This window comes from Allobranchiibius sp. GilTou73 (genome assembly GCF_021391335.1).
In the GTDB taxonomy this organism is placed as follows: domain Bacteria; phylum Actinomycetota; class Actinomycetes; order Actinomycetales; family Dermatophilaceae; genus Allobranchiibius; species Allobranchiibius huperziae.
Window position 1 is genome coordinate 477132 of record NZ_CP090051.1, and the last position, 19559, is coordinate 496690.

Below are 19559 nucleotides of genomic sequence, written 5' to 3' on the forward strand. Positions count from 1 at the left end.
CACATCCCCGGCACGGCAGATCGGTCGTCCACACCCGCAGCATTCGTGAGTGCGCGGGCCTGTGGCCCGGGGCGAGGCTCTCGGCCATGTCAACAGATCCGGAGCAGATCAGGGCCGCGGCCCGCATCGTGAGCGGCCTGGCCTCCCGAGCCCGGGCAGCATCGGTCGCCGTGACCGGAGCCGGGCACGCGCGGTGGGAGAGCCTGGGCGCGCAGCGCTTCCGGACCCAGCTGGGGGTACAGCACGGCGCGTTCCTGCGGTGCGCCGGCGCACTCGAGGACCTCGGCACCCTGCTGCTCAACCACGCCCTCCACGTCGAGTCGCATGAAGCGGCACTGGCCAAGGCCGCTCTCGCGGTGACGAACACGGCCCAGACCGTCGTGGACGACGCGCGTAGGACGGTGCACGATGCCGCAACGGTGGCCAGGGACGCGAGACACGTGTGGGACGACACGGGTGGCTCGGTGCTGCATGCGGTGAGCCCGCCGTGGTGAGTGTCGAGGCCGTCGAACTGCCGGCAGCCGGCGACGAGGCCGCCCGGGTGATCGCGTTCCTGGGGTCCGCGGTCCCGCAGGTGCGCGTCATCGCGGCGACGCAGACCCGGGCGATCACGATGAACGCGGCGTACGACGGCGACGACTTCGTGATGGCCGGCGGCGTGATCGGCGGTGAGACGGTCACCGCCATGATCGGGCCGGCGCACGAACTGCCGGAGGAACTGTCCGCGATGCTGGCAGCGCTCGGTCGGGCGACCTCGGTGCCGTCCACGCCGCGCTTCGTGGGCCGCCCGGTGCCGGTGCCGGACGCCCTCGTGCTCGTCGACGACGTCCGGACGGGTGGCGTCGAGGGCGTGCTCGATGCCCTGCGGTCGGCGCGGCTCGATCGCGTACCCCCGTGGCTGGGCGACCTGGCCCACGGGGTGTCCGCCGCATTCCTGGTGCTGGTCAGCGACGAGGACCGGACCCGGTTGGGCGTCCACCTGGTCGGTCTGCCGTGCGGCTGGGGTCACCTGCAGGAGACCCACGACGGACTGTCGATGCGACCGGCCGGGCTGATCGAGGTCGGCACGCAGCTGCGGGACGTCTGTCTGGCGGCAGCCGCGCTGGCGAACTCGACACGGTGATGTCGGCATCCGGGGACGGGGCATACCGCTCCGGCGGCGGGGCGGCATCCACCCATGCCCACTACGACGACATGCTCACCAGCGCCCGACTGCTCGACACCGCCGGCGACCACGCCCGGGCGCTGTCGACCGATCTGACGATGACGATCGCCCGCCTGCCGGTCACCGGGACGCTGATGTCGCCGGGCACCGCCGTCCGGATCGGCGAGCGCACGGTGGCCCTGACGGTCGGCCCGCACGGGCTCGTCGTGCTCTGCGCCGATCTGGAGCTGATGGCGCGCGGGGTGCGCCTGTCGGTCGACTACTACCGGACGCGGGACGCCGCGGTCGCCGATGCCCTCACCGCCTACCACTTCGGGGTCGCCCTACCGCACGTTGTGTCCGCCGTCGGGAGCGCGGCAGGTGTGGCGGCGGCGTTGACCTACCGCGACTACAGCCTCGCGACGCTGCGGGACCCGGCACATCCGCGCATCGACCCGGTGACGGCGTACGAGCGGTACTTCACCTCCGCGATCTCCCGTGCTGCCTATGACGATCCGTCCCTGACCGATGACACGGTGCGGTCGGCACGCCTCGTGGCCTACGTGTTGGGCGACAGGGGCGACTTCGACCACCAGGTCGCCGCGATCCTGGGCGTCGCGACCGCCCACGGATACCTGCTCGATTCCACCAGGCTGACGGTGACGGCGGCGGGCACCCACACGAGTGCCGGTCCCCGCACCAAGGGCAGCATCGGCACGCTGGTCGCCGACGATGCATGGGCGGAGCGAGCCGGAAACGCACACCGTTCCCTCCTCAGCGTGCATCGTCGGATCGACGCGCAGGGCACGGGCCACTGGGTGGTCGACCTCCCCGGCACTCAGAACTGGGGCGTCAAGATGCCGCAGGACCCGTCGGACGCCACGGCGAACGTACGCAGCATGGCCGATGTGCCGAGCAGCCTCTACCCGGCGATCAGCGCTGCCCTCGCGGCCGCGATGAGAGCCCAAGGCGTCACGCCCGGCTCGGAACCGGTCATGTTGGTGGGCCACAGCCAGGGCGGCATCGTGGCCGCGCGCCTCGCACAGAATCCGCAGTTCCGGACCAGGTTCCGGGTCACCCGACTGATCACCGTCGCGGCCCCGACGTCCCGGATCGCCGTGCCGGGATCGGTTCGGGCGCTGTCCATCGAGCACACCTCCGACCTGGTCCCCCGCCTCGATGCGGCAGGGGAACCGGACGCCGTCAACCGCACGTACATCCGGATCGACCCCAGGTCGCGCATGCGTCCGGGCGACCACGACCCCATCGACCAGCACGACCCGGACCTCTACGCCGACAGCGCCCGTCGCCATCTGGGCCGCGACAGCACCGATCCCCTGGTGAAGCGGTGGTACGCCGACACCGAGGGATTCATGGACGGCACCGATGTCCGCTACGACTACGAACTGCACCGATGACGCGGGAAGATCGATGCGGACCGCAGGTCTCACACGCCGGCCGGCTCGCTCTCCTGCTCGGTGACCGCGCCCTCGAACTGCGACATGTAGAGCCGGTAGTAGGCGCCCTGCGCCTTCATCAGCTCATCGTGGCTGCCCTGCTCCACGATCGCGCCGTGCTCCATCACCAGGATGGTGTCAGCGTCCCGGATGGTCGAGAGACGGTGGGCGATCACGAAACTCGTGCGCTCGGAGCGGAGCGCCGCCATGGCCTGCTGCAGCATCACCTCGGTGCGGGTGTCCACCGAGGAGGTCGCTTCGTCCAGGATCAGCAACGCCGGATCGGCCAGGAATGCCCGTGCGATGGTGATCAGCTGCCGCTCGCCGGAGGACAGGTTCGAAGCCTCCTCGTCGATGACCGTGTCGTAGCCGTCCGGCAGCGCGCGGGCGAAACGGTCCACGAACGTCGCCTGCGCCGCCGCCAGGATCTCCTCATCGCTCGCACCGAGCCGGCCGTACGCGATGTTGTCCCAGATGGTGCCGTGAAAGAGCCAGGTGTCCTGCAGCACCATGCCGATCCGGGAACGCAGCTCCGCTCGCGGGACCGTCGCGATGTCGACGTCGTCCAGCAGGATGCGCCCGGAGGTCAACTCGTAGAACCGCATGACCAGGTTGACGAGGGTGGTCTTGCCCGCACCGGTCGGGCCGACGATCGCGACCGTGCTGCCCGGGGTGACCTGCAGCGACAGGTGCTCGATGAGCGGCCGCGGGGGCTCGTACCCGAACGACACGTCGTCGAACTCGACTCGGCCCTGGGTGGTGCCCAGCGAAGCCGACCCATCGTCGGTCTCCTCGGGTGCGTCCAGCACCTCGAAGACCCGCTCCGCACTGGCCACCCCCGACTGCATCAGGTTGACCATCGACGCCAACTGGGTGAGCGGTTGGGTGAACTGGCGGGTGTACTGCACGAACGCCGTGACCTCACCGAGCGTCATCGTCCCGGACGCGACGCGCAGTCCGCCGAGCACGCACACCACGACGTACTGCAGGTTGCCCACGAACATCATGATCGGCATGACCAGGCTGCTCACGAACTGAGCCCGCTGGCTCACCCGCATCAGTTCGCCGTTCTTCTCATCGAAACGCGCGCGCACCTGCGGGGTCCGCCCGAAGACCTTGACCAGCTCGTGCCCGCTGTAGGTCTCCTCGATCTGCCCGTTCAGCTCGCCGGTGTGCTTCCACTGCGCCACGAAGAAGCGTTGCGAGCGCTTCATCACCTGGCGGGTCACGAGCAGCACCAACGGGATCGCGATCATCGCGATGAGCGTGAGCCACCACGAGATGGTCAGCATCATCACGATCACGCCGATGATGGTGAGCCCGTTGACCAGCAGTTGGCTGAGCGTCTGCTGCATCGACTGGCCGATGTTGTCGATGTCGTTGGTGACCCGTGAGAGCAGCTCCCCGCGCGGTTGACCGTCCAGGTGCCGCAACGGCACCCGGCCAACCTTGTCCTCGACGTCGTGACGCAGCCGGTTCATCGTGAGCTGGATGGCCCGGTTCAGCAGCCGCGCCTGGATCAGCTGGGTGCCCGCCGACACCAGGTAGCACGCGAGGACCAGCAGCAGGATGCGTGCCACGTGTCCGAAGTCGATGCCCACGCCCGGCACCAGGTGCAGTCGCTCGATCATGTCGGCGTACGTCGACTGGCCCCTCGCCCGCAGGCCCGCCACCACGGCCGCCTTGCTCGACCCCGCCGGCAGGTGCCGCGCGATGGCGCCGGAGTTGATCGCGTCCACGGCCTTCCCGAGGATCCGCGGTCCGATCACGCTGAGGGTGACGGTGCAGACGGTGAGCACCAGGACGAGATACATGGTGCGGCGCTCGGGTCTGAGGAGTCCGAGCAGGCGGCGACCCGACCCGGTGAAGTCCTGCGTCTTCTCCCCGGCGCCCACTCCCATGGACGGTCCCCGCGGCCGACGCATCGGTGCGTCCTTCGGCTGTGTGCTCACGCGACGCTCCCCACTTTCTCGGCTCGCTGCGACTCGACGATCTCCTGGTAGGTCGGGCAGTTCTGCGCCAGCTCCTCGTGGGTGCCGATCCCCACCATTCGTCCACCGTCCAGCACCACGATCTGATCGGCATCGGCGATCGTGGAGATTCGCTGTGCCACGACGAAGACCGTGGCGTCGCGCACGTGCGGCGCGAGCGCGGTGCGCAGCCGGCGGTCCGTGGCCAGATCGAGCGCGGAGAACGCGTCGTCGAACAGGTAGATCGGCGGATGCGCGACCAGCGCCCGCGCGATGCACAGTCGTTGGCGCTGACCACCGGACAGGTTGGTGCCGCCCTGGTTCACCGGCGCCTCGAGCTGCCCGTCGAGCCCACGGACGAAGCCGGTGGCCTGGCCGATGGCGAGCGCGTCCCAGATCTGCTCGTCGGTGGCGTCGGGGTTGCCGTAGCGCATGTTGGAGGCCACGGTCCCGCTGAAGAGATAGGGCCGCTGCGGCACGATGCCGAGGTGTCCCCACAGCTTGTCGGGGTCCATGTCGCGCACGTCGACGCCGTCGATACTCACCGTGCCGTGGGTGGTGTCGAACAACCGCGCCACCAGGGAGATCAGAGTGGACTTGCCAGAGCCGGTCGAGCCGATGATCGCGACGGTCTGACCCGGGTGGGCCACGAGATCGACGCCGCAGAGCACCGGCTTGTCGGCGCCCGGATACTGCATTTCGACGTCCTCGAAGCGCACCACGCCGCGGATCTGCTCCGGCTCGACCACGTGAGCGGGCGGGTGCACGGACGGTTCTGTCCGCAGCACCCCCTCGATCCGCTCCGCGGCGACCGCCGCCCGCGGCACCATCATGACCATGAAGGTCGCCATCATCACCGACATCAGGATCTGGATCAGATAGGTCATGTACGCGGTGAGCGAGCCGATCTGGATCGTGCCCGCGTCGACCTGGTGCCCGCCGAACCACCACACGCCGACCGTCGACACGTTCATCACCATGAACACGGTCGGGAACAGTGCGGCCATCAGCCGGCCGACGCGGATGGAGGCCTGCGTCAGCTCATCGTTCGCGACAGCGAAGCGCTCCTTCTCGTACGGCTCCCGCACGAAGGCCCGGATGACCCGAACTCCCGAGAGGTGTTCTCGCATCACGCGGTTGACCCCGTCGACGCGCTTCTGCATCAGCCGGAACCCCGGGATCATCCGGCGCACGATCAGCCCGACCGCGATGCCGAGGACCACCATGGCGGCCACCATCAGGGGCGCCAGCGGAGCATCCTCGCGCAACGCCATGAAGATGCCGCCGACCATCATGATGGGCGCCGACACCATCAGCGTGCACGCCATCAACACCACCAGCTGCACCTGTTGCACGTCGTTGGTGTTGCGGGTGATCAGGGTGGGAGCACCGAACTGGTTGACCTCGCGCGCGGAGAACCGTGAGACCTGGGCGAAGATCGCGCCTCGTACGTCGCGGCCGAACGACATGGCGATCGTGGACCCGAAGAACGCGGCGGTGATCGCCGCGCCAACTTGGACCACGGTGATCGCCAGCATCCATCCACCGAGATGCCAGATGTAGGTGGTGTCGCCGCGGGCGACGCCCTTGTCCAGGATGTCGGCGTTCAGGCTCGGCAGATACAGCTGGCAGACGACGCTCGCCAGCTGTGCGGCGGCGAGGGCACCCAGCAGGCCGAGGAACGGCCGCAGATGGCGGCGCAGGAGACCGAGAAGCATCGATCAGGTCCTTTCCTGGAGCTCGAGGTGTGCCGGAACCGCTTCCGACGGGGCACACTGTGTGCGCACGAGTGCGCCGTAGAGCAGCACGTCCACCGTCTGCTCGGCCGTCAGCGTCCGCCCGTGCGCGATCTCGTGATGGCTGCCAGCGAACGCGAGCAGGCGCACGATGTGCCCGAACTCCTCCACAGGCATGGTGAGTTCGGACTGGTGAGGCGCCAGGAGGCGCCGCAGCAGTCCGGCGGTGTCCGCGCGGATCTTCTCCGCCGAGGTGCCGACCGCTTCCGTGGGCGGGGCGCCGAGTCCGAGTGCCCGCATCACTGTGAACGTGCTCGTGAGTCGCTCGTGCAGCAGGTCGACGATGTCGATCAGGATCTGGCGCAGCGGCTGTGCGGCGTCGATCTGCGCGAGCTTCTCGAAGAGCGGGGCCGGGTCGAAGGTGCGCTGCAGCACCGCGGTGCGCAGGTCGTCCTTGGTGTCGAACACCCGGAAGATGGTGCCCTCCGCAACGCCCGCGGCGTGGGCGATCTGCCGGGTCGTCGGCATCGTCTCGCACTCCCGGATCGCTCCCACCGTCGCGACGACGATGGCCTCACGCCGCTCGGCCGGCTTCATGGCCGGCGCGCGGTGCGCGCGTGCTGCATTGGTCACCTGGTGACCGTAGCATGAGTGAGCGCTCACTCACACCCCCTTGTTGCGCTCCCCCAGAGTCGTCGAGAAGAAGGAGCGGGCCATCGCGTGGATTCGCCCCGACCGCCACAGCAGCGGGTGCGATCCGGGTACCGACTCGAACCGCGCGTCGCCCCCCAAGCTTCGGATACGGCGTACGAGGTCCTGCGACGCATCGGCGTCGGTCATCGTGTCGATCTTGCCGTGCACGATCAGCGTGGGCGTGCCGAGGAAGTCGTGCGCGTCGTACGCGTCGGACATCCAGGGAGCAAGTGCGACCAGGCTGCGGACCTCGGGACGGTGCACCAGGGCGAACGCGGTCCGCCCGCCGAGCGAATGCCCGAGCAACCCGATCGGGAGACCGGGGTAGGTCGCCACCACGCGGTCGAGAGCCCAGTCGGCGTCGAGCACCGGTGACCCCGTGGCGCCGTTCCATCCACGAACCGCGTTGCGCAACAATGCGACTGCGATCCTCCCGCGGCTGCGGGTGGTGATGGACCGGGCAGCGAGCACCAGCCGCAGGTAGCCGGGGTCGAACGTCGGCGTGGCGACCGTGCTGCGTGGCGCACCGCCGTGCAGCGCGAGCACCACACCCTGCGCACGCCGCCCGGCAGGCAGGACCAGGTGCGGCTGCGCACCCTCGTGCTCGGGTCCGACCTCGGTCCGCGCCACCTAGACCTGCGTGCGGTGGAAGTTGCTGAAGGAACGGCTGGCGGTGGGGCCCCGCTGGCCCTGGTAGTGCGACCCGTACTTCGCGCTGCCGTAAGGATTCTCGGCCGGCGAGGACAGCTGGAAGAAGCAGAGCTGGCCGATCTTCATGCCCGGCCACAGCTTGATCGGAAGCGTGGCGACGTTTGACAGCTCCAGCGTCACGTGGCCGTTGAAGCCGGGGTCGACGAAACCGGCCGTGGCGTGGGTCAGCAGGCCGAGCCGTCCGAGGCTGGACTTGCCCTCCACCCGTGCGGCGATGTCGTCGGGCAGGGTGACCCGCTCGTACGTCGACCCGAGCACGAACTCGCCCGGGTGGAGCACGAAGGGCTCACCGGACTCCACCTCCACCAGCCGGGTCAGGTCCTCCTGGTCGGCGGCCGGGTCGATGAAGGGGTACTTGTGGTTGTCGAAGAGCCGGAAGAAGCGATCCATCCGGATGTCGATGCTGGACGGCTGCATCATCGCGGCGTCGTAGGGGTCGAGCTGGACCCGTCCCGCGTCGATCTGGGCGCGGATGTCGCGGTCTGAAAGGAGCACGGGGTGAGGCTACCCGTGCCCGGCGCCGACGAGCCGGCCTACGGTCATCGGGCCGCAGCGAGCGTCGCCAGGACGGCGACGCCCACCCGGTTGCGCACCCCCAACTTGAGTTGGGCGCTGGACAGGTGGCTCTTGACGGTGGCATCGCTGAGGTAGAGCTCCCGGGCGATCTCGGCGTTGCTGAGCTCGCGCGCCACCAGCCGGGCGACGGCGGCCTCACGCTCGGTCAGCTGCGCGAACGCGGTCCGGGCGACCTCCCGGTCGTGGGCCGCCGGCGCGGACAGCTCGCCGAACACCGCACGCACGCTGGCCGCCGACAGGGCTCCGCGGCCGGCGTCCACGTCGCGCACCGCGGTGACGATCTGGGTCGGCGAGGCCGTCTTCAGGAGGAACCCCGCCGCACCCGCACGCACCGAGCGCACCACGACGTCGTCCAGATCGAAGGTGGTCAGCATGATGACCGGCGGCGGGGAGGGCAGCTGCTGGATCGCCGCGCAGGCACCGATCCCGTCCAGTCGGGGCATCCGGACGTCGAGCATGACCAGGTCCGGGGTCCACCGCTGGATCGCGGCGACGGCCTGGTCGCCGTCGTGCACGACACCGATCACGTCGATGTCCCCCGACACCTCCAGGATCATCTGCAACCCCTGACAGACGAGGGGGTCGTCGTCGACCAGCAGCACGCGTACGTGCCGGCCGTCGGGTGTCGGCGGCACGTAGGTCACAGCCCGGTCACTCGCGGTCATGCGCTTCGCTCCGAGGTGGGAGCACGGGTCGCCGACCGGGCGTCCGTTCGCTCGCCGGACCACGTCCAGGGCAGCAGCAGGGCCACCCGGAAGGCACCCTGCGGATCGATGACCGCCCGGAACTGACCGCCGTACTGCTCGACGCGTTCGCGGATGCCGGTCAGCCCGTTGCCGACGACCAGAGCCCGTGGCGGGTGCTGGCGGCACCAGTTGGTGGTCACGACCTCGACGCCGGTCTGCGGACCACCGCGGACCTCCAGCCGGACGGGTGTGCCCGGCGCGTGCCGACGCGCGTTGGTGAGCAGCTCCTGCACGATGCGGTAGGCGCTGTGGCTGATGTGCGGATCGAGGGTGGCCGCCTGGTCCACGAAGATCGAGGAGAGCACCGGGTTGCCGGCATCCAGGGACTCGGTGACCAGCGTCGGCAGGTCGGCGACCGTGCGTACCTGCCGGGTGACGTCCGGAGCGTCGGGTGTCCGCAGCACGTTGAGCAACGAACGCAGATCGGCCATCGACTGCTGGGCGCCCTCGCGCACGAGTGCCGCGCTCTGCGCCATTCGCGGGTCGCTGCCCGCCGACACCTCGAGGGCACCTGCGTGCAGGGAGAGCAGGGAGAGGCGGTGGCCGAGCACGTCGTGCACCTCTCGTGCGATGCGCTCGCGTTCGGCCTGCCGGGCGACTTCGGTGCCGAGGATGTCCAGCTTGAGCTGAGAGGCGTTGCCGGTCTCGGTGGCCGCGTCGAGCTGCCGCCGCGCGGTGATGCCGACGGCGGTGGCGATCGAGACGGCCACCAGCACCAGCGCGATGATAAGCGCTACCCACCAGGGGAATTCGCGACCCGGTGGGTAGGTGAAGATGCTCCGCCAGAAGGACTGGACCGGATACCGACCCTGTGTGTCGCGCACGACCCAGACCACCTCGGCTGCGCTCACCGCGAGCGCGGCGACCGGCACCCGCCAGTCGCGCACCAGCACGAGCACCGAGACCAGCCCGACCACCGGCAGGAATCCGTCGAGCGGCAACACGATGGTCGCCACGCAGGCGGCGAGGGTCAGCGGCACGGGCCACCGGCGGCGCCACACGAAGAGCACCAGCAACACCAGGTCGATCAAGAAGGCGATCGCTTCGAGGTTGCTCATCGGAGGCGTGACCCCCTGCTGCGTGCTGCCCACGCGCCGCGCCCCGGTCGCCGACAGAGAAAGTGCGCCTAAACCGAGCGCAGTGATGATGACGAGGGTGGTGCGCAGCACGCTCCAGCGCAGTCGGGCGCGCCACCACGACATGGACTCCCCCGATGCGATCACGCGCTCAATCTAGGTGGCGCCGCCGACACCTGTGGCCAACCGATCGGATGGTCTTCGCGCGGACCAGTCACCCGATCGGCTGGTGGGTCGTGCCCGGTCGGGCGATGTGCGGTGCCCCCTGCCGGCAGTGGACTGGCGTCATCCAGTCACCGACTCCACAGGGGAGACCACCATGTCGCAGAACTACCCACCGCCGCACGACGACCGTTCGGGCGCAGGCCGATCGGGCTACCCCGGCCAGGGAGGGCAGGGGGGCCAGGGCGGACCACCCGGAAGCTGGAACCCGCCCGCGCCGCCACCGCCCCCGAACGCGAAACGCAACTGGTTCGTGCGCCACAAGGTGATCACCGTCATCGGCGCGGTGGTCGTGATCGGGACCATCGCCGGTGTCGCGAACGGAGGCGGGTCGAGCTCGGCGTCGGATCCCTCGGCGACCGGCACCGCCGCGTCGTCCTCTGCCACCAGTGCGGAGTCGTCGGCCTTCGCATCGAGTTCGAGTTCGTCCAGCTCCCCGAAGTCCTCGGCGAAGAAGAGCAGCGCGACCACGAAGTCACCGGGCCTCAACACCCCCGTGAAGGACGGCAAGCTGCAGTTCGTCGTGACCAAGGTCCGCACCGGCGTGTCCAGCGTGGGTGACCAGTACCTGGGTCAGAAGGCGCAGGGCCGGTACGTGCTCGTATCCGTCACGGTCACCAACCTGGGCAAGGACTCCCAGACGCTGTCCGACTCCGACCAGGAGGTGAAGGACTCCCAGGGCCGCACGTTCAAGGCCGACAGCACCGCCGACCTCTACATCACCGGCAACCAGGTGCTCTTCTCCCAGATCAACCCGGGCAACAGCACGCACGGTGTCTTCGCCTTCGACATGCCCGTCGGTGCGACACCGGTGTCGATCGAGTTGCACGACACGTGGTTCTTCTCCGACGGCGCGACAGTGTCGCTGCGGTGAGAGTCGCGCGAAGGTCACGGGCGGGGCGCCGCGAGGCGCCCCAGGGGGTGTTCGTGGGAGGGCCCTGAACGGGCCGGTGGCCGCCGACGTGTATCGTCTGGGGCCGCGCGAGTGTAGTTCAATGGTAGAACATCAGCTTCCCAAGCTGAATACGCGAGTTCGATTCTCGTCACTCGCTCCAGACGCGAAAAGGCCCGCCCGAGAACGTATCTCGGGCGGGCCTTTCGTCATGCTCAGGCCTGGTAGGTGCCCATCACGATCGCGCGCGCCAGGGTCTTGAAGGCGAGATTGAAGGACACCACGGCGGGCGACACGGAGTCGTCCACGCCGAGGCTGTCCTCGCCGACGGCGTGCACCACGAAGTAGTAGCGGTGCGGCATGTCTCCCTCGGGCGGCGCGGCGCCGGTGAACGCGAGCGTTCCGCCGTCGTTGCGCACGTGGAACGACGATCCGGGCGTCGATCCGCCCTCGGCGCCGGCACCGGCGTCCAGGGACGTCACGGACGCAGGGAGGTCCACGAGCACCCAGTGCCAGAAGCCGGACGGGGTGGGCGCGTCCGGGTCGAAGCAGGTGACCACGAACGACTTGGTGCCCTCGGGGGCACCGGACCAGGACAGCTGGGGTGAGCTGTCGCCCGAGGCCGCGACCTGGTCGGCCTTCAGCGGCTGCCCTTCGGTGACGTCGTCGCTCGTGACGGTGAACGACGGCACCGACGGGAGCAGTTCGTACGGATTGGGGGACACGGGGCGTTCGAGACTCGGCATACCCGCGACAGTAGTGCGGTGCGTGCAAAGTTTCTGGACAGTCGGTCCGCGCCCGACCAGCCACTTCGCCTGCATCCGCACCTGCTCCATTTCCGACTCACTGCACTAGCGACTCAGTGGACGTGCGTCCCGCCCTCGTGCGGCTCACTGGACTGCCGACAGCTCGCGCACACGCCGAGCAGCGCGGCATGATCCGGCGCGATCTCGAAACCCATTGCGTCGAGGGTCTTCTCGCGCACCTGATCGAGCCAGGCGGCGGGCATGTCGAAGAACCGCAGGCACCTGGTGCACTGCAGATGCGCGTGGCCGTGACGGCCGGGGTGGCCGTGCTCGCCCTGCTCGCCGTCGGCGCGGGTCGACGCCGTCAGGTGATAGATCGTCGGGCCGCCCGGTACGTGGGTGTGCGCCACGACCCCGAGCGTCACCAGCGACTGCAGCGAGCGGTAGACGGTCGCGCGGTGCACCCCCGGCTCCCGGGCGTCGACACGGGCCGCCACCGTCTCCGCGTCGAGATGGTCGCGACTCTCGTCGAGCACCTCCAGCACCGCGCGACGAGCCGGCGTGACCCGCTCCCCGGACTCCCGCAGTCGCTCCACCGCACCACTGACCGCCGCCGATTCGCGCATCACGAGGACGTCCGGTCCATCAGGTCGCCCATCGCCGCTCGCAGTTTGGACGCGATGCTCGCCTGGTGCACGCCGTGCGCCTCAAGGTAGGCCGTGACGTCCTCCAGGAAATCGGTGTCGCCCTGCACGAGCTCCACCTCCATCTCGTGCCACTCCCGGTCCAGGCCGGCGTCGATGAGGTTGTGGGTCGTCACGTAGTCGTCGCAGGTCGTCGCGAGGTGCAGGCCGCCGGCCCGCAGGTCCCATTCGGTACGCCGGGTCTCGACCACGCAGACCGGCTGCGCCACCCGCTCTCCCAGCACCTCGGTCAGGTGTGCCGTGAACACGGCGGGCACCGTCGTGTCGTCCTTCGTGGCGTCCAACGGCAGCCAGATCTCCTCGCGGGCGTCCTCGCTGCGTGGCAGCTTCAAGTGCCACCCCGCGTCGGTGCCGCCGACCCGGCGGCGCATGGTGATCCCGCGCGAGGCGAGGGCCACGTCGACGGTGTCGAAATACGTTGCCACCAGATGGAATCGGCGCTCGCCCGCAACGGTGCCGACGCCTGGCCAGTCGGCCGGATCCGGCGGGAGCGTCGCGTTCGCCAAGGAGAACTTGCGCTCGATCTCCAGGTGCGACGTCGGGCGGTCGTCGACCGCGGCGCGCAACCACTCGGCGTAGTCCGGGTCGACCTTCTCCAGCGGCAGGGCCACGATCTGCGGGACGTCGTAGGAGTGCAGCGCGCGCACCCGCGCCGCCAGCGTCTCGAACGCCGCAGCGGTGGTCTTCATGATGAGCAGCACCTCGGTCGCGTGCTGCACCCGCCCGTCCCACAGGTAGGTGGAGCCGACGCCCGGGATCTGCTGCACGCACGCGGCGAGTCGCTCTCCGACCACGGCATCGGCGATCAGGGTCGCCTCGGTCTGATCGGCGACCGTCGTCTGCACCTGCACGAACGGCGATGTCACCCCGTCATCCTCGCGCATCCTCCTGGGTCGCAGCGCAGTGCACATCGCAATAGGACCGCATGCCGGCCGTGGTGTCCGCGGCCAGCACTGCGTGGCCGACCGCCCGCGTCGCGCAGTCGGCAGCCCCCTCCAGCAGCTGGTGGTACGCCACCGCGTCGGGCGCCGCGCGCTGACCGGTCGCGAGCGCGAAGATCGAGTCGCCGTCGAGCATCGTGTGCACCGGACGAACCGCTCGGGCCAGGCCGTCGTGTCCGATGCCGGCGGTCTTCTGGCACTGGGCCTTGGTCAGCGAGAGATCGGTCGCGATGACGACGAGGGTGGTGGCCCTCCCGGGGCGGACGTCGTCCGCACCGGGCCATCTGGGCGCGTTGCCGGACTCGGCGTCGCTCGGTGCGGGGTGGGGATCCAGCCCGTCGAACTCACCGGGCAGACCGAAGCGAGCGGCGTACAGCTCCCCGGTGGCCTGATCGACGGCGGAGCCGAACGCGTTGGCCACCACCAGTGCCGCGACGACACCCCCGCCGGGCAGGAGCTGGCTGGCCGAGCCGATGCCGCCCTTGAGACCGCCGATGCGCGCTCCGGTGCCGGCGCCGACACACCCCGAAAAGGCGGTCGCGCGTCCGGCCAGGGCATCGGCGTACGCCGCCCGCCCGAACCCGGCGTCCGGACGTGCCCGGTAGTCGCCGCCGCGCAGCAGGTCGAAGACGACGGCCGCCGGCACGATCGGCACGACCTGGTCGGGCTCGCCGATCCGGAAACCGACGCCGTCCTCCGCGAGGGCGTCCATCACGCCGGTCGCCGCCGCCAGCCCGAACGCCGACCCGCCCGAGAGGACGACGGCGTGCACCTGCTCGATGACGTTGCGCGGGTCGAGCAGGTCGGTCTCCCGGGTGCCGGGCGCACCGCCGCGGATGTCCACGCCACCCGTGGCGCCGTCCGGTGGGGCGAGGACGCACGTCGTACCGGTCAGCCACCCGTCACCGACGCGTTGGTGGTGGCCCACCCGGACGCCGGCGACGTCGCCGAGCGAGTTCGTCGGGCCGGGTGTGAGAGTCATCGCGGCATCGTCGCACGCGGCCGGGATCGCGGCGCTGACCTGCTGCGATGCCGAGGAGCTTGCATAGCGCTACTCGTCGGTAGCACAATATGTTACTGACGAGTAAACACCCGAGCGCCATCATGTGAGGAGCCGGCCGATGAGCCACTACAAGAGCAACGTGCGAGACCTGGAGTTCAACCTCTTCGAGGTGTTCGGCCGGGGTGAGGTGCTCGGCTCGGGCCCCTACGAGGACGTCGACACCGACACCGCCAAGGCGATGCTGTCGGAGATGGCGACGCTCGCCGAGGGCGACCTCGCGGCGTCGTTGGTCGACAGCGACCGCAACCCGCCGGTCTTCGACCTCGAGACCAACTCGGTGAAGATCCCCGAGAGCTTCAAGAAGAGCTACGCCGCCTACCAGGCGTCCGGCTTCTGGGGCGTCGACGTACCGGCCGAGCTGGGCGGCACCGTCGTACCCCCGTCCCTGAAGTGGGCGCTCGGCGAGCTGGTGCTCGGCGCCAACCCGGCCGTCTTCATGTACGCCGCGGGCTACTCCTTCGCCAAGATCCTCTACATGCTCGGCACCGACGAGCAGAAGAAGCTGGCCGAGTACATGGTCGAGAACCACTGGGGCGGCACGATGGTGCTGACCGAGCCGGACGCCGGCTCCGACGTGGGCGCGGGCCGCGCCAAGGCGGTCCAGCAGGCCGACGGCACCTGGCACATCACCGGCGTGAAGCGCTTCATCACCTCCGCCGAGCACGACATGTCCTCGAACATCCTGCACTTCGTGCTCGCCCGCCCCGAGGGAGCGGGCGCCGGCACCAAGGGCCTGTCGCTCTTCGTGGTGCCGAAGTACCACGTCGACCTCGCCACCGGCGAGCTCGGCGAGCGCAACGGCGCCTACGTCACCAACGTCGAGCACAAGATGGGCATCAAGGTCTCCACGACCTGCGAGGTCACCTTCGGGGACAAGGAGCCGGCCGTCGGCACCCTGCTCGGCGACGTGCACAACGGCATCGCGCAGATGTTCCGCGTCATCGAGCACGCACGGATGCTGGTCGGCACCAAGGCGATCGCCACCCTGTCGACGGGTTACCTGAACGCGCTGGAGTACGCCAAGGCGCGCGTGCAGGGCGCCGACATGACCGACGGCGCCAAGGACGCGCCGCGCGTCACCATCACCCACCACCCCGACGTACGCCGCTCGCTGATGCTCCAGAAGTCCTACGCCGAGGGCCTGCGCGCGCTGGTGATCTTCGCGGCCACCCAGCAGGACATCGTCGACCAGGAGGTGCTGCGCACCGGATCGGAGGAGTTCGACGAGAGCTCCCCCGCGATCATGGCCAGCAAGCTCAACGACCTGCTGCTGCCGATCGTCAAGGGTGTCGGCTCCGAGCGCGCGTGGACGCTGCTCGGCACCGAGTCGCTGCAGACGTTCGGCGGGTCCGGCTTCCTGCAGGACTACCCGGTCGAGCAGTACGTGCGCGACGCGAAGATCGACACGCTCTACGAGGGCACCACCGCGATCCAGGGCCTGGACTTCTTCTTCCGCAAGATCGTCAAGGACCAGTTCGCCGCGCTCGGTGCGCTGGCCGAGCAGATCCTGCAGACCGTGAAGGGCGGGGCCGGCGACGACACACTCGGCCGCGAGCGCGAGCTCCTGGGCCAGGCGGTCGACAACGTGCAGGGCATGGTCGAGCACATGGGCATGACCGCGATGAAGGCGATCCAGGGAGAGCCGCAGGCGGCGTACACCGTGGGCCAGAACACCACCCGCCTGCTGCTCGCTGCCGGCGACCTGACGATCGGCTGGCTGCTCGTGCGGCAGGCCGAGGTCGCGCAGGCCCGGCTCGACGCGGGGGATGCCGGCAAGGACCAGGCGTTCTACCAGGGCAAGGTCGCGGCCGCGCACTTCTTCACCACGACGGTGCTGCCCCGGCTCGCCGCCGACCGCGCCGTCGTCGAGGCCACCGACAACGCGCTCGTGGAGTTGCCCGAAGCCGCGTTCTGATCGACCCGTCGAGCGGAGGGGTCCGGCGTCGGACGGAGGGGACGTGCCCCCTCCGATCGGTGTCGGACCCCTCCGTTGGTCGCTGGGGGTACGTTCGGTGACGGGACCGGTCGGACCGTCAGCAGGAGGAACCCGTGCGCATCGCCTTGTTCGCCACCTGCCTGGTCGACGGGCTCTTCCCCGAGGTGGGCAAGGCGACGGTGACCGTCCTGCGCAGGCTCGGCCACGAGGTGGTCTTCCCGATGGAGCAGACCTGCTGCGGGCAGATGCACGTCAACACCGGCTACCCGCGCGAGGCCCTGCCGCTGGTTCGGCGGTACGCCGACACCTTCGAGCCGTACGACGCGATCGTCACCCCCAGCGGGAGTTGTGCCGGCGCCATACGTCACCAACACGCACAGGTGGCAAGGCAATTCGGTGACGACGCTTTGGTGGAGCGGGTCGAGGCCGTCGCCGCCCGCAGCTACGAGCTGTCCGAGCTGCTCGTCGACGTGCTGGGGGTGACCGATGTCGGCGCGAGCTACCCGCACCGGGTGACCTACCACCCGACGTGCCACTCGCTGCGGATACTGCGCGTCGGCGACCGGCCGCTGCGCCTGCTGCGCGCCGTCGACGGGATCGACCTGGTGGAGCTGCCTCAGGCGCAGACGTGCTGCGGCTTCGGTGGCACCTTCGCGCTGAAGAACTCCGAGACGTCGACCGCGATGCTCGCCGACAAGATGCGCGCGATCCAGTCCACCGGCGCGCAGATGTGCGCCGCCACCGACGCGTCCTGCCTCATGCACATCGGGGGCGGCATGTCGCGCCTCGACGTCGGCACCGAGACCGTCCACCTGGCGCAGATCCTCGCCTCGACCAAGGATGCGCGATGACGACGTTCCTCGGTATGCCGACCGCATCGCCGACCGTGCACCTGCGCACCGGGGAGTCCTTCCCCGACGCGGCGCGTACCGGCCTGGCGGACAGCCAGCAGCGGCACAACCTGCGGGTAGCGACCACGACCATCCGCGAGAAGCGCGCCGGTGTCGTGGCCGAGCTCGACGACTGGGAGCAGCTGCGCGCGGCCGGGGCCGCCATCAAGGACGCGACCCTCGCCGAGCTCCCCGACCACCTCGAGCGTTTCGAGGCCGCGGTCACCGAGCGCGGCGGCACGGTGCACTGGGCGCGGGACGGCGACGAGGCCAACGCCATCGTGACCCGGCTGATCCAGGCCACCGGCGAGACCGACGTGGTCAAGGTGAAGTCGATGGCGACCGAGGAGATCGGCCTCAACGAGGCGCTGGCGACGGCGGGCATCACCGCCACCGAGACCGACCTCGCCGAGCTCATCGTGCAGCTCGGCGACGATCGGCCCAGCCACATCCTGGTGCCTGCGATCCATCGCAACCGTAGCGAGATCCGCGATATCTTCCGCGACCACATGGACGACGTCGACCCGGGTCTGACGAACGACCCGGAGGCGCTGGCGGGGGCTGCCCGGCTGTACCTGCGACGCAGGTTCCTGTCCGCCAAGGTGGCGATCAGCGGAGCGAATTTCGGCGTCGCCGAGACCGGCACGCTCTGTGTGCTCGAGTCCGAGGGCAACGGGCGGATGTGCCTCACGCTGCCGCGCACGCTGATCACGGTGATGGGCATCGAGAAGCTGGTGCCGACGTGGCGCGATCTCGAGGTGTTCCTGCAACTGCTGCCCCGGTCCTCGACCGGTGAGCGGATGAACCCGTACACGTCGATGTGGACCGGTGCCACCGAAGGACAGGACTTCCACGTCGTCCTGCTCGACAACGGGCGCACCGCCACACTGGCGGATCCGCACGGCCGGTCGGCGCTGCGCTGCATTCGCTGCTCGGCCTGCCTCAACGTCTGCCCGGTCTACGAGCGCGCCGGCGGGCACGCGTACGGATCGGTCTATCCCGGCCCGATCGGGGCGGTGCTCTCGCCCCAGCTGACCGGGGTGAAGGACAACCCGTCGCTGCCGTTCGCGTCGTCGCTGTGCGGAGCCTGCTACGACGTGTGCCCGGTGGCCATCGACATCCCCACGATGCTGGTGCACCTGCGCGCCGAGGTCGTCGCGGCCAAGCGCGAGGAGCACCGGGTGCCCACCGCCGAGGCTGCTTCGATGACCGCTGCGGCGTGGACGATGACTTCACGGCGTCGGTGGACCGCGGCACTGCGAAGCCTGTCGCTGGGCCGGGTCGCCCGGCGGATGCCGGCGCTTCCGCCACCGCTGTCGTCCTGGGCGCGCTCACGCGACCTGCCGCAGATGCCCCGCGAGACGTTGCGCGACTGGTGGGTGAGGGAAGGCAGCGACGTCCCGCCCGCAGCGCCGGAGGAGGACGCGTGATGAACGCGCGCGAGACGATCCTGCAGCGGGTGCGGACGGCGCTGGCGGACCGCCCCGCCGCGCCACCCGTCGTTCGCGACTATCACCGGGCCGGCTCGCGGCTGGCGGACGTCGACGTCTTCGCCGAGCGAGTCGCCGATTACCGCGCGACAGTGCACCGGTGTGGCGCGTCCGTCGTGCAGGAGCGCCTGTCCAACATCCTGCGGGCGCGCTCGATCACGGAAATCGTCGTACCGCAAGGGTTTCCGACGGAGTGGGTGCCGACGGTGCGGACTGCAGACGAACCCGTGAGCGTCGAAGAGCTGGATCGGATCTCGGCGGTGCTCACCACCTGCAGCCTCGGCATCGAGCAGACGGGCACCATCGTGCTGGATGCCGGCCCCGGGCAGGGTCCGCGCGTGCTCACCCTGGTGCCCGACTACCACCTGGTGGTCGTGCGCGAGGACCAGGTGGTCGCGGCTGTCCCGGATGCCGTCGCGGCATTGGACGCGACCCGTCCGCAGACCTGGATCAGCGGGCCGAGCGCCACCAGCGACATCGAGCTGCAGCGTGTCGAAGGGGTGCACGGTCCGCGCACCCTCGACGTGCTGCTCGTCGCGTCCGCCTGACCCTTCCCGTCGAGCGGA

General features: G+C 69.8%; 20 protein-coding genes and 1 tRNA gene. 9 read left to right on the plus strand and 12 right to left on the minus strand.

The features are described from left to right. Positions 1-86: 86 nt before the first annotated feature. Genes LVQ62_RS02305 through LVQ62_RS02315 form a run of 3 tightly spaced genes read left to right on the plus strand, consistent with a single transcriptional unit; the run spans position 87 to position 2562 of the window. Positions 87-494, plus strand: a complete 408-nt coding sequence (locus LVQ62_RS02305; protein WP_233764283.1) for a hypothetical protein — start codon at positions 87-89, stop codon at positions 492-494. Beyond that, entirely contained in the window at positions 488-1123 is a 636-nt protein-coding gene (locus LVQ62_RS02310; protein ID WP_233764292.1) for a hypothetical protein, read from the plus strand. Before LVQ62_RS02305 ends, LVQ62_RS02310 begins: the two co-directional genes overlap by 7 nt. Beyond that, positions 1123-2562 (plus strand): alpha/beta fold hydrolase, encoded by a 1440-nt coding sequence (locus tag LVQ62_RS02315; protein WP_233764295.1) that lies wholly within the window; start codon positions 1123-1125, stop codon positions 2560-2562. Before LVQ62_RS02310 ends, LVQ62_RS02315 begins: the two co-directional genes overlap by 1 nt. A gap of 29 nt (positions 2563-2591) precedes the next feature. Here LVQ62_RS02315 and LVQ62_RS02320 read toward each other — a convergent pair whose 3' ends face one another. The 8 genes from LVQ62_RS02320 to LVQ62_RS02355 form a co-directional block, all read right to left on the minus strand. After that, the gene (locus tag LVQ62_RS02320) at positions 2592-4526 is read right to left on the minus strand and encodes an ABC transporter ATP-binding protein (protein ID WP_233767617.1); all 1935 of its coding nucleotides are present in this window, start codon (positions 4524-4526) and stop codon (positions 2592-2594) included. 23 nt (positions 4527-4549) lie between these two features. Continuing rightward, on the minus strand, positions 4550-6289 hold the full coding sequence (locus LVQ62_RS02325; protein WP_233764300.1) for an ABC transporter ATP-binding protein: 1740 nt from the start codon (positions 6287-6289) through the stop codon (positions 4550-4552). Between the two features lie 3 nt (positions 6290-6292). Beyond that, complete coding sequence (locus tag LVQ62_RS02330) at positions 6293-6940, minus strand: TetR/AcrR family transcriptional regulator (RefSeq protein WP_233764302.1); 648 nt, start codon at positions 6938-6940, stop codon at positions 6293-6295. Between the two features lie 30 nt (positions 6941-6970). Continuing rightward, a complete protein-coding gene (locus LVQ62_RS02335; RefSeq protein WP_233764304.1) occupies positions 6971-7630 on the minus strand; it encodes a S9 family peptidase in 660 nt (219 codons plus the stop codon). Next, entirely contained in the window at positions 7631-8206 is a 576-nt protein-coding gene (gene dcd / locus LVQ62_RS02340) for a dCTP deaminase (RefSeq protein WP_233764306.1), read from the minus strand. Positions 8207-8250: 44 nt separating this feature from the next. Next, positions 8251-8952 carry a response regulator transcription factor gene (locus LVQ62_RS02345; RefSeq protein WP_233764307.1) on the minus strand — a complete coding sequence of 234 codons (702 nt, stop codon included), beginning with the start codon at positions 8950-8952 and terminating at the stop codon, positions 8251-8253. Continuing rightward, entirely contained in the window at positions 8949-10256 is a 1308-nt protein-coding gene (locus tag LVQ62_RS02350) for a sensor histidine kinase (protein ID WP_233764308.1), read from the minus strand. Before LVQ62_RS02350 ends, LVQ62_RS02345 begins: the two co-directional genes overlap by 4 nt. Positions 10257-10484: 228 nt before the next feature. After that, positions 10485-10841 (minus strand): hypothetical protein, encoded by a 357-nt coding sequence (locus tag LVQ62_RS02355; RefSeq protein WP_233764309.1) that lies wholly within the window; start codon positions 10839-10841, stop codon positions 10485-10487. On the opposite strand from LVQ62_RS02355, the gene LVQ62_RS02360 reads away from it, so the two are divergent. Both LVQ62_RS02360 and LVQ62_RS02365 read left to right on the plus strand, forming a co-directional pair. Then, positions 10828-11205, plus strand: a complete 378-nt coding sequence (locus LVQ62_RS02360; protein WP_233764310.1) for a DUF4352 domain-containing protein — start codon at positions 10828-10830, stop codon at positions 11203-11205. The genes LVQ62_RS02355 and LVQ62_RS02360 overlap by 14 nt on opposite strands. Positions 11206-11312: 107 nt before the next feature. Continuing rightward, positions 11313-11386 (plus strand) — tRNA-Gly (locus LVQ62_RS02365). A 52-nt stretch (positions 11387-11438) separates the two neighbouring features. Here LVQ62_RS02365 and LVQ62_RS02370 read toward each other — a convergent pair. The 4 genes from LVQ62_RS02370 to LVQ62_RS02385 form a co-directional block, all read right to left on the minus strand. Further along, positions 11439-11969 (minus strand): YbhB/YbcL family Raf kinase inhibitor-like protein, encoded by a 531-nt coding sequence (locus LVQ62_RS02370; protein WP_233764311.1) that lies wholly within the window; start codon positions 11967-11969, stop codon positions 11439-11441. A gap of 113 nt (positions 11970-12082) precedes the next feature. Next, a complete protein-coding gene (locus tag LVQ62_RS02375; protein WP_233767619.1) occupies positions 12083-12595 on the minus strand; it encodes a Fur family transcriptional regulator in 513 nt (170 codons plus the stop codon). After that, positions 12595-13539, minus strand: a complete 945-nt coding sequence (gene cutA / locus LVQ62_RS02380; protein WP_233764312.1) for a divalent cation tolerance protein CutA — start codon at positions 13537-13539, stop codon at positions 12595-12597. Before cutA ends, LVQ62_RS02375 begins: the two co-directional genes overlap by 1 nt. Before the next feature lie 4 nt (positions 13540-13543). Next, positions 13544-14596, minus strand: a complete 1053-nt coding sequence (locus LVQ62_RS02385; RefSeq protein ID WP_233764314.1) for a P1 family peptidase — start codon at positions 14594-14596, stop codon at positions 13544-13546. Between the two features lie 139 nt (positions 14597-14735). Here LVQ62_RS02385 and LVQ62_RS02390 point away from each other — a divergent pair, with 139 nt between their 5' ends. The 4 genes from LVQ62_RS02390 (at position 14736) to LVQ62_RS02405 (ending at position 19541) form a co-directional block, all read left to right on the plus strand. Then, the gene (locus LVQ62_RS02390; RefSeq protein ID WP_233764315.1) at positions 14736-16592 is read left to right on the plus strand and encodes an acyl-CoA dehydrogenase; all 1857 of its coding nucleotides are present in this window, start codon (positions 14736-14738) and stop codon (positions 16590-16592) included. Between the two features lie 134 nt (positions 16593-16726). Beyond that, positions 16727-17464 carry a (Fe-S)-binding protein gene (locus LVQ62_RS02395; protein WP_233764316.1) on the plus strand — a complete coding sequence of 246 codons (738 nt, stop codon included), beginning with the start codon at positions 16727-16729 and terminating at the stop codon, positions 17462-17464. Continuing rightward, positions 17461-18933 carry a lactate utilization protein B gene (locus LVQ62_RS02400; protein WP_179478377.1) on the plus strand — a complete coding sequence of 491 codons (1473 nt, stop codon included), beginning with the start codon at positions 17461-17463 and terminating at the stop codon, positions 18931-18933. The genes LVQ62_RS02395 and LVQ62_RS02400 overlap by 4 nt, the downstream gene beginning before the upstream one ends. Further along, positions 18933-19541, plus strand: coding sequence for an LUD domain-containing protein (locus LVQ62_RS02405; RefSeq protein ID WP_233764319.1), 609 nt, complete (start codon positions 18933-18935; stop codon positions 19539-19541). Before LVQ62_RS02400 ends, LVQ62_RS02405 begins: the two co-directional genes overlap by 1 nt. Positions 19542-19559 lie beyond the last annotated feature (18 nt).

Excerpts from the sequence above, each read along its gene's own strand:
- LVQ62_RS02305 (WP_233764283.1), top strand. The coding sequence starts at position 87 with ATGTCAACAGATCCGGAGCAGATCAGGGCCGCGGCCCGCATCGTGAGC.
- LVQ62_RS02315 (WP_233764295.1), top strand. The coding sequence starts at position 1,123 with ATGTCGGCATCCGGGGACGGGGCATACCGCTCCGGCGGCGGGGCGGCA.
- LVQ62_RS02320 (WP_233767617.1), bottom strand. The coding sequence starts at position 4,526 with ATGCGTCGGCCGCGGGGACCGTCCATGGGAGTGGGCGCCGGGGAGAAG.
- LVQ62_RS02325 (WP_233764300.1), bottom strand. The coding sequence starts at position 6,289 with ATGCTTCTCGGTCTCCTGCGCCGCCATCTGCGGCCGTTCCTCGGCCTG.
- LVQ62_RS02345 (WP_233764307.1), bottom strand. The coding sequence starts at position 8,952 with ATGACCGCGAGTGACCGGGCTGTGACCTACGTGCCGCCGACACCCGAC.
- LVQ62_RS02370 (WP_233764311.1), bottom strand. The coding sequence starts at position 11,969 with ATGCCGAGTCTCGAACGCCCCGTGTCCCCCAATCCGTACGAACTGCTC.
- LVQ62_RS02375 (WP_233767619.1), bottom strand. The coding sequence starts at position 12,595 with ATGCGCGAATCGGCGGCGGTCAGTGGTGCGGTGGAGCGACTGCGGGAG.
- LVQ62_RS02385 (WP_233764314.1), bottom strand. The coding sequence starts at position 14,596 with ATGACTCTCACACCCGGCCCGACGAACTCGCTCGGCGACGTCGCCGGC.
- LVQ62_RS02390 (WP_233764315.1), top strand. The coding sequence starts at position 14,736 with ATGAGCCACTACAAGAGCAACGTGCGAGACCTGGAGTTCAACCTCTTC.
- LVQ62_RS02400 (WP_179478377.1), top strand. The coding sequence starts at position 17,461 with ATGACGACGTTCCTCGGTATGCCGACCGCATCGCCGACCGTGCACCTG.
- LVQ62_RS02405 (WP_233764319.1), top strand. The coding sequence starts at position 18,933 with ATGAACGCGCGCGAGACGATCCTGCAGCGGGTGCGGACGGCGCTGGCG.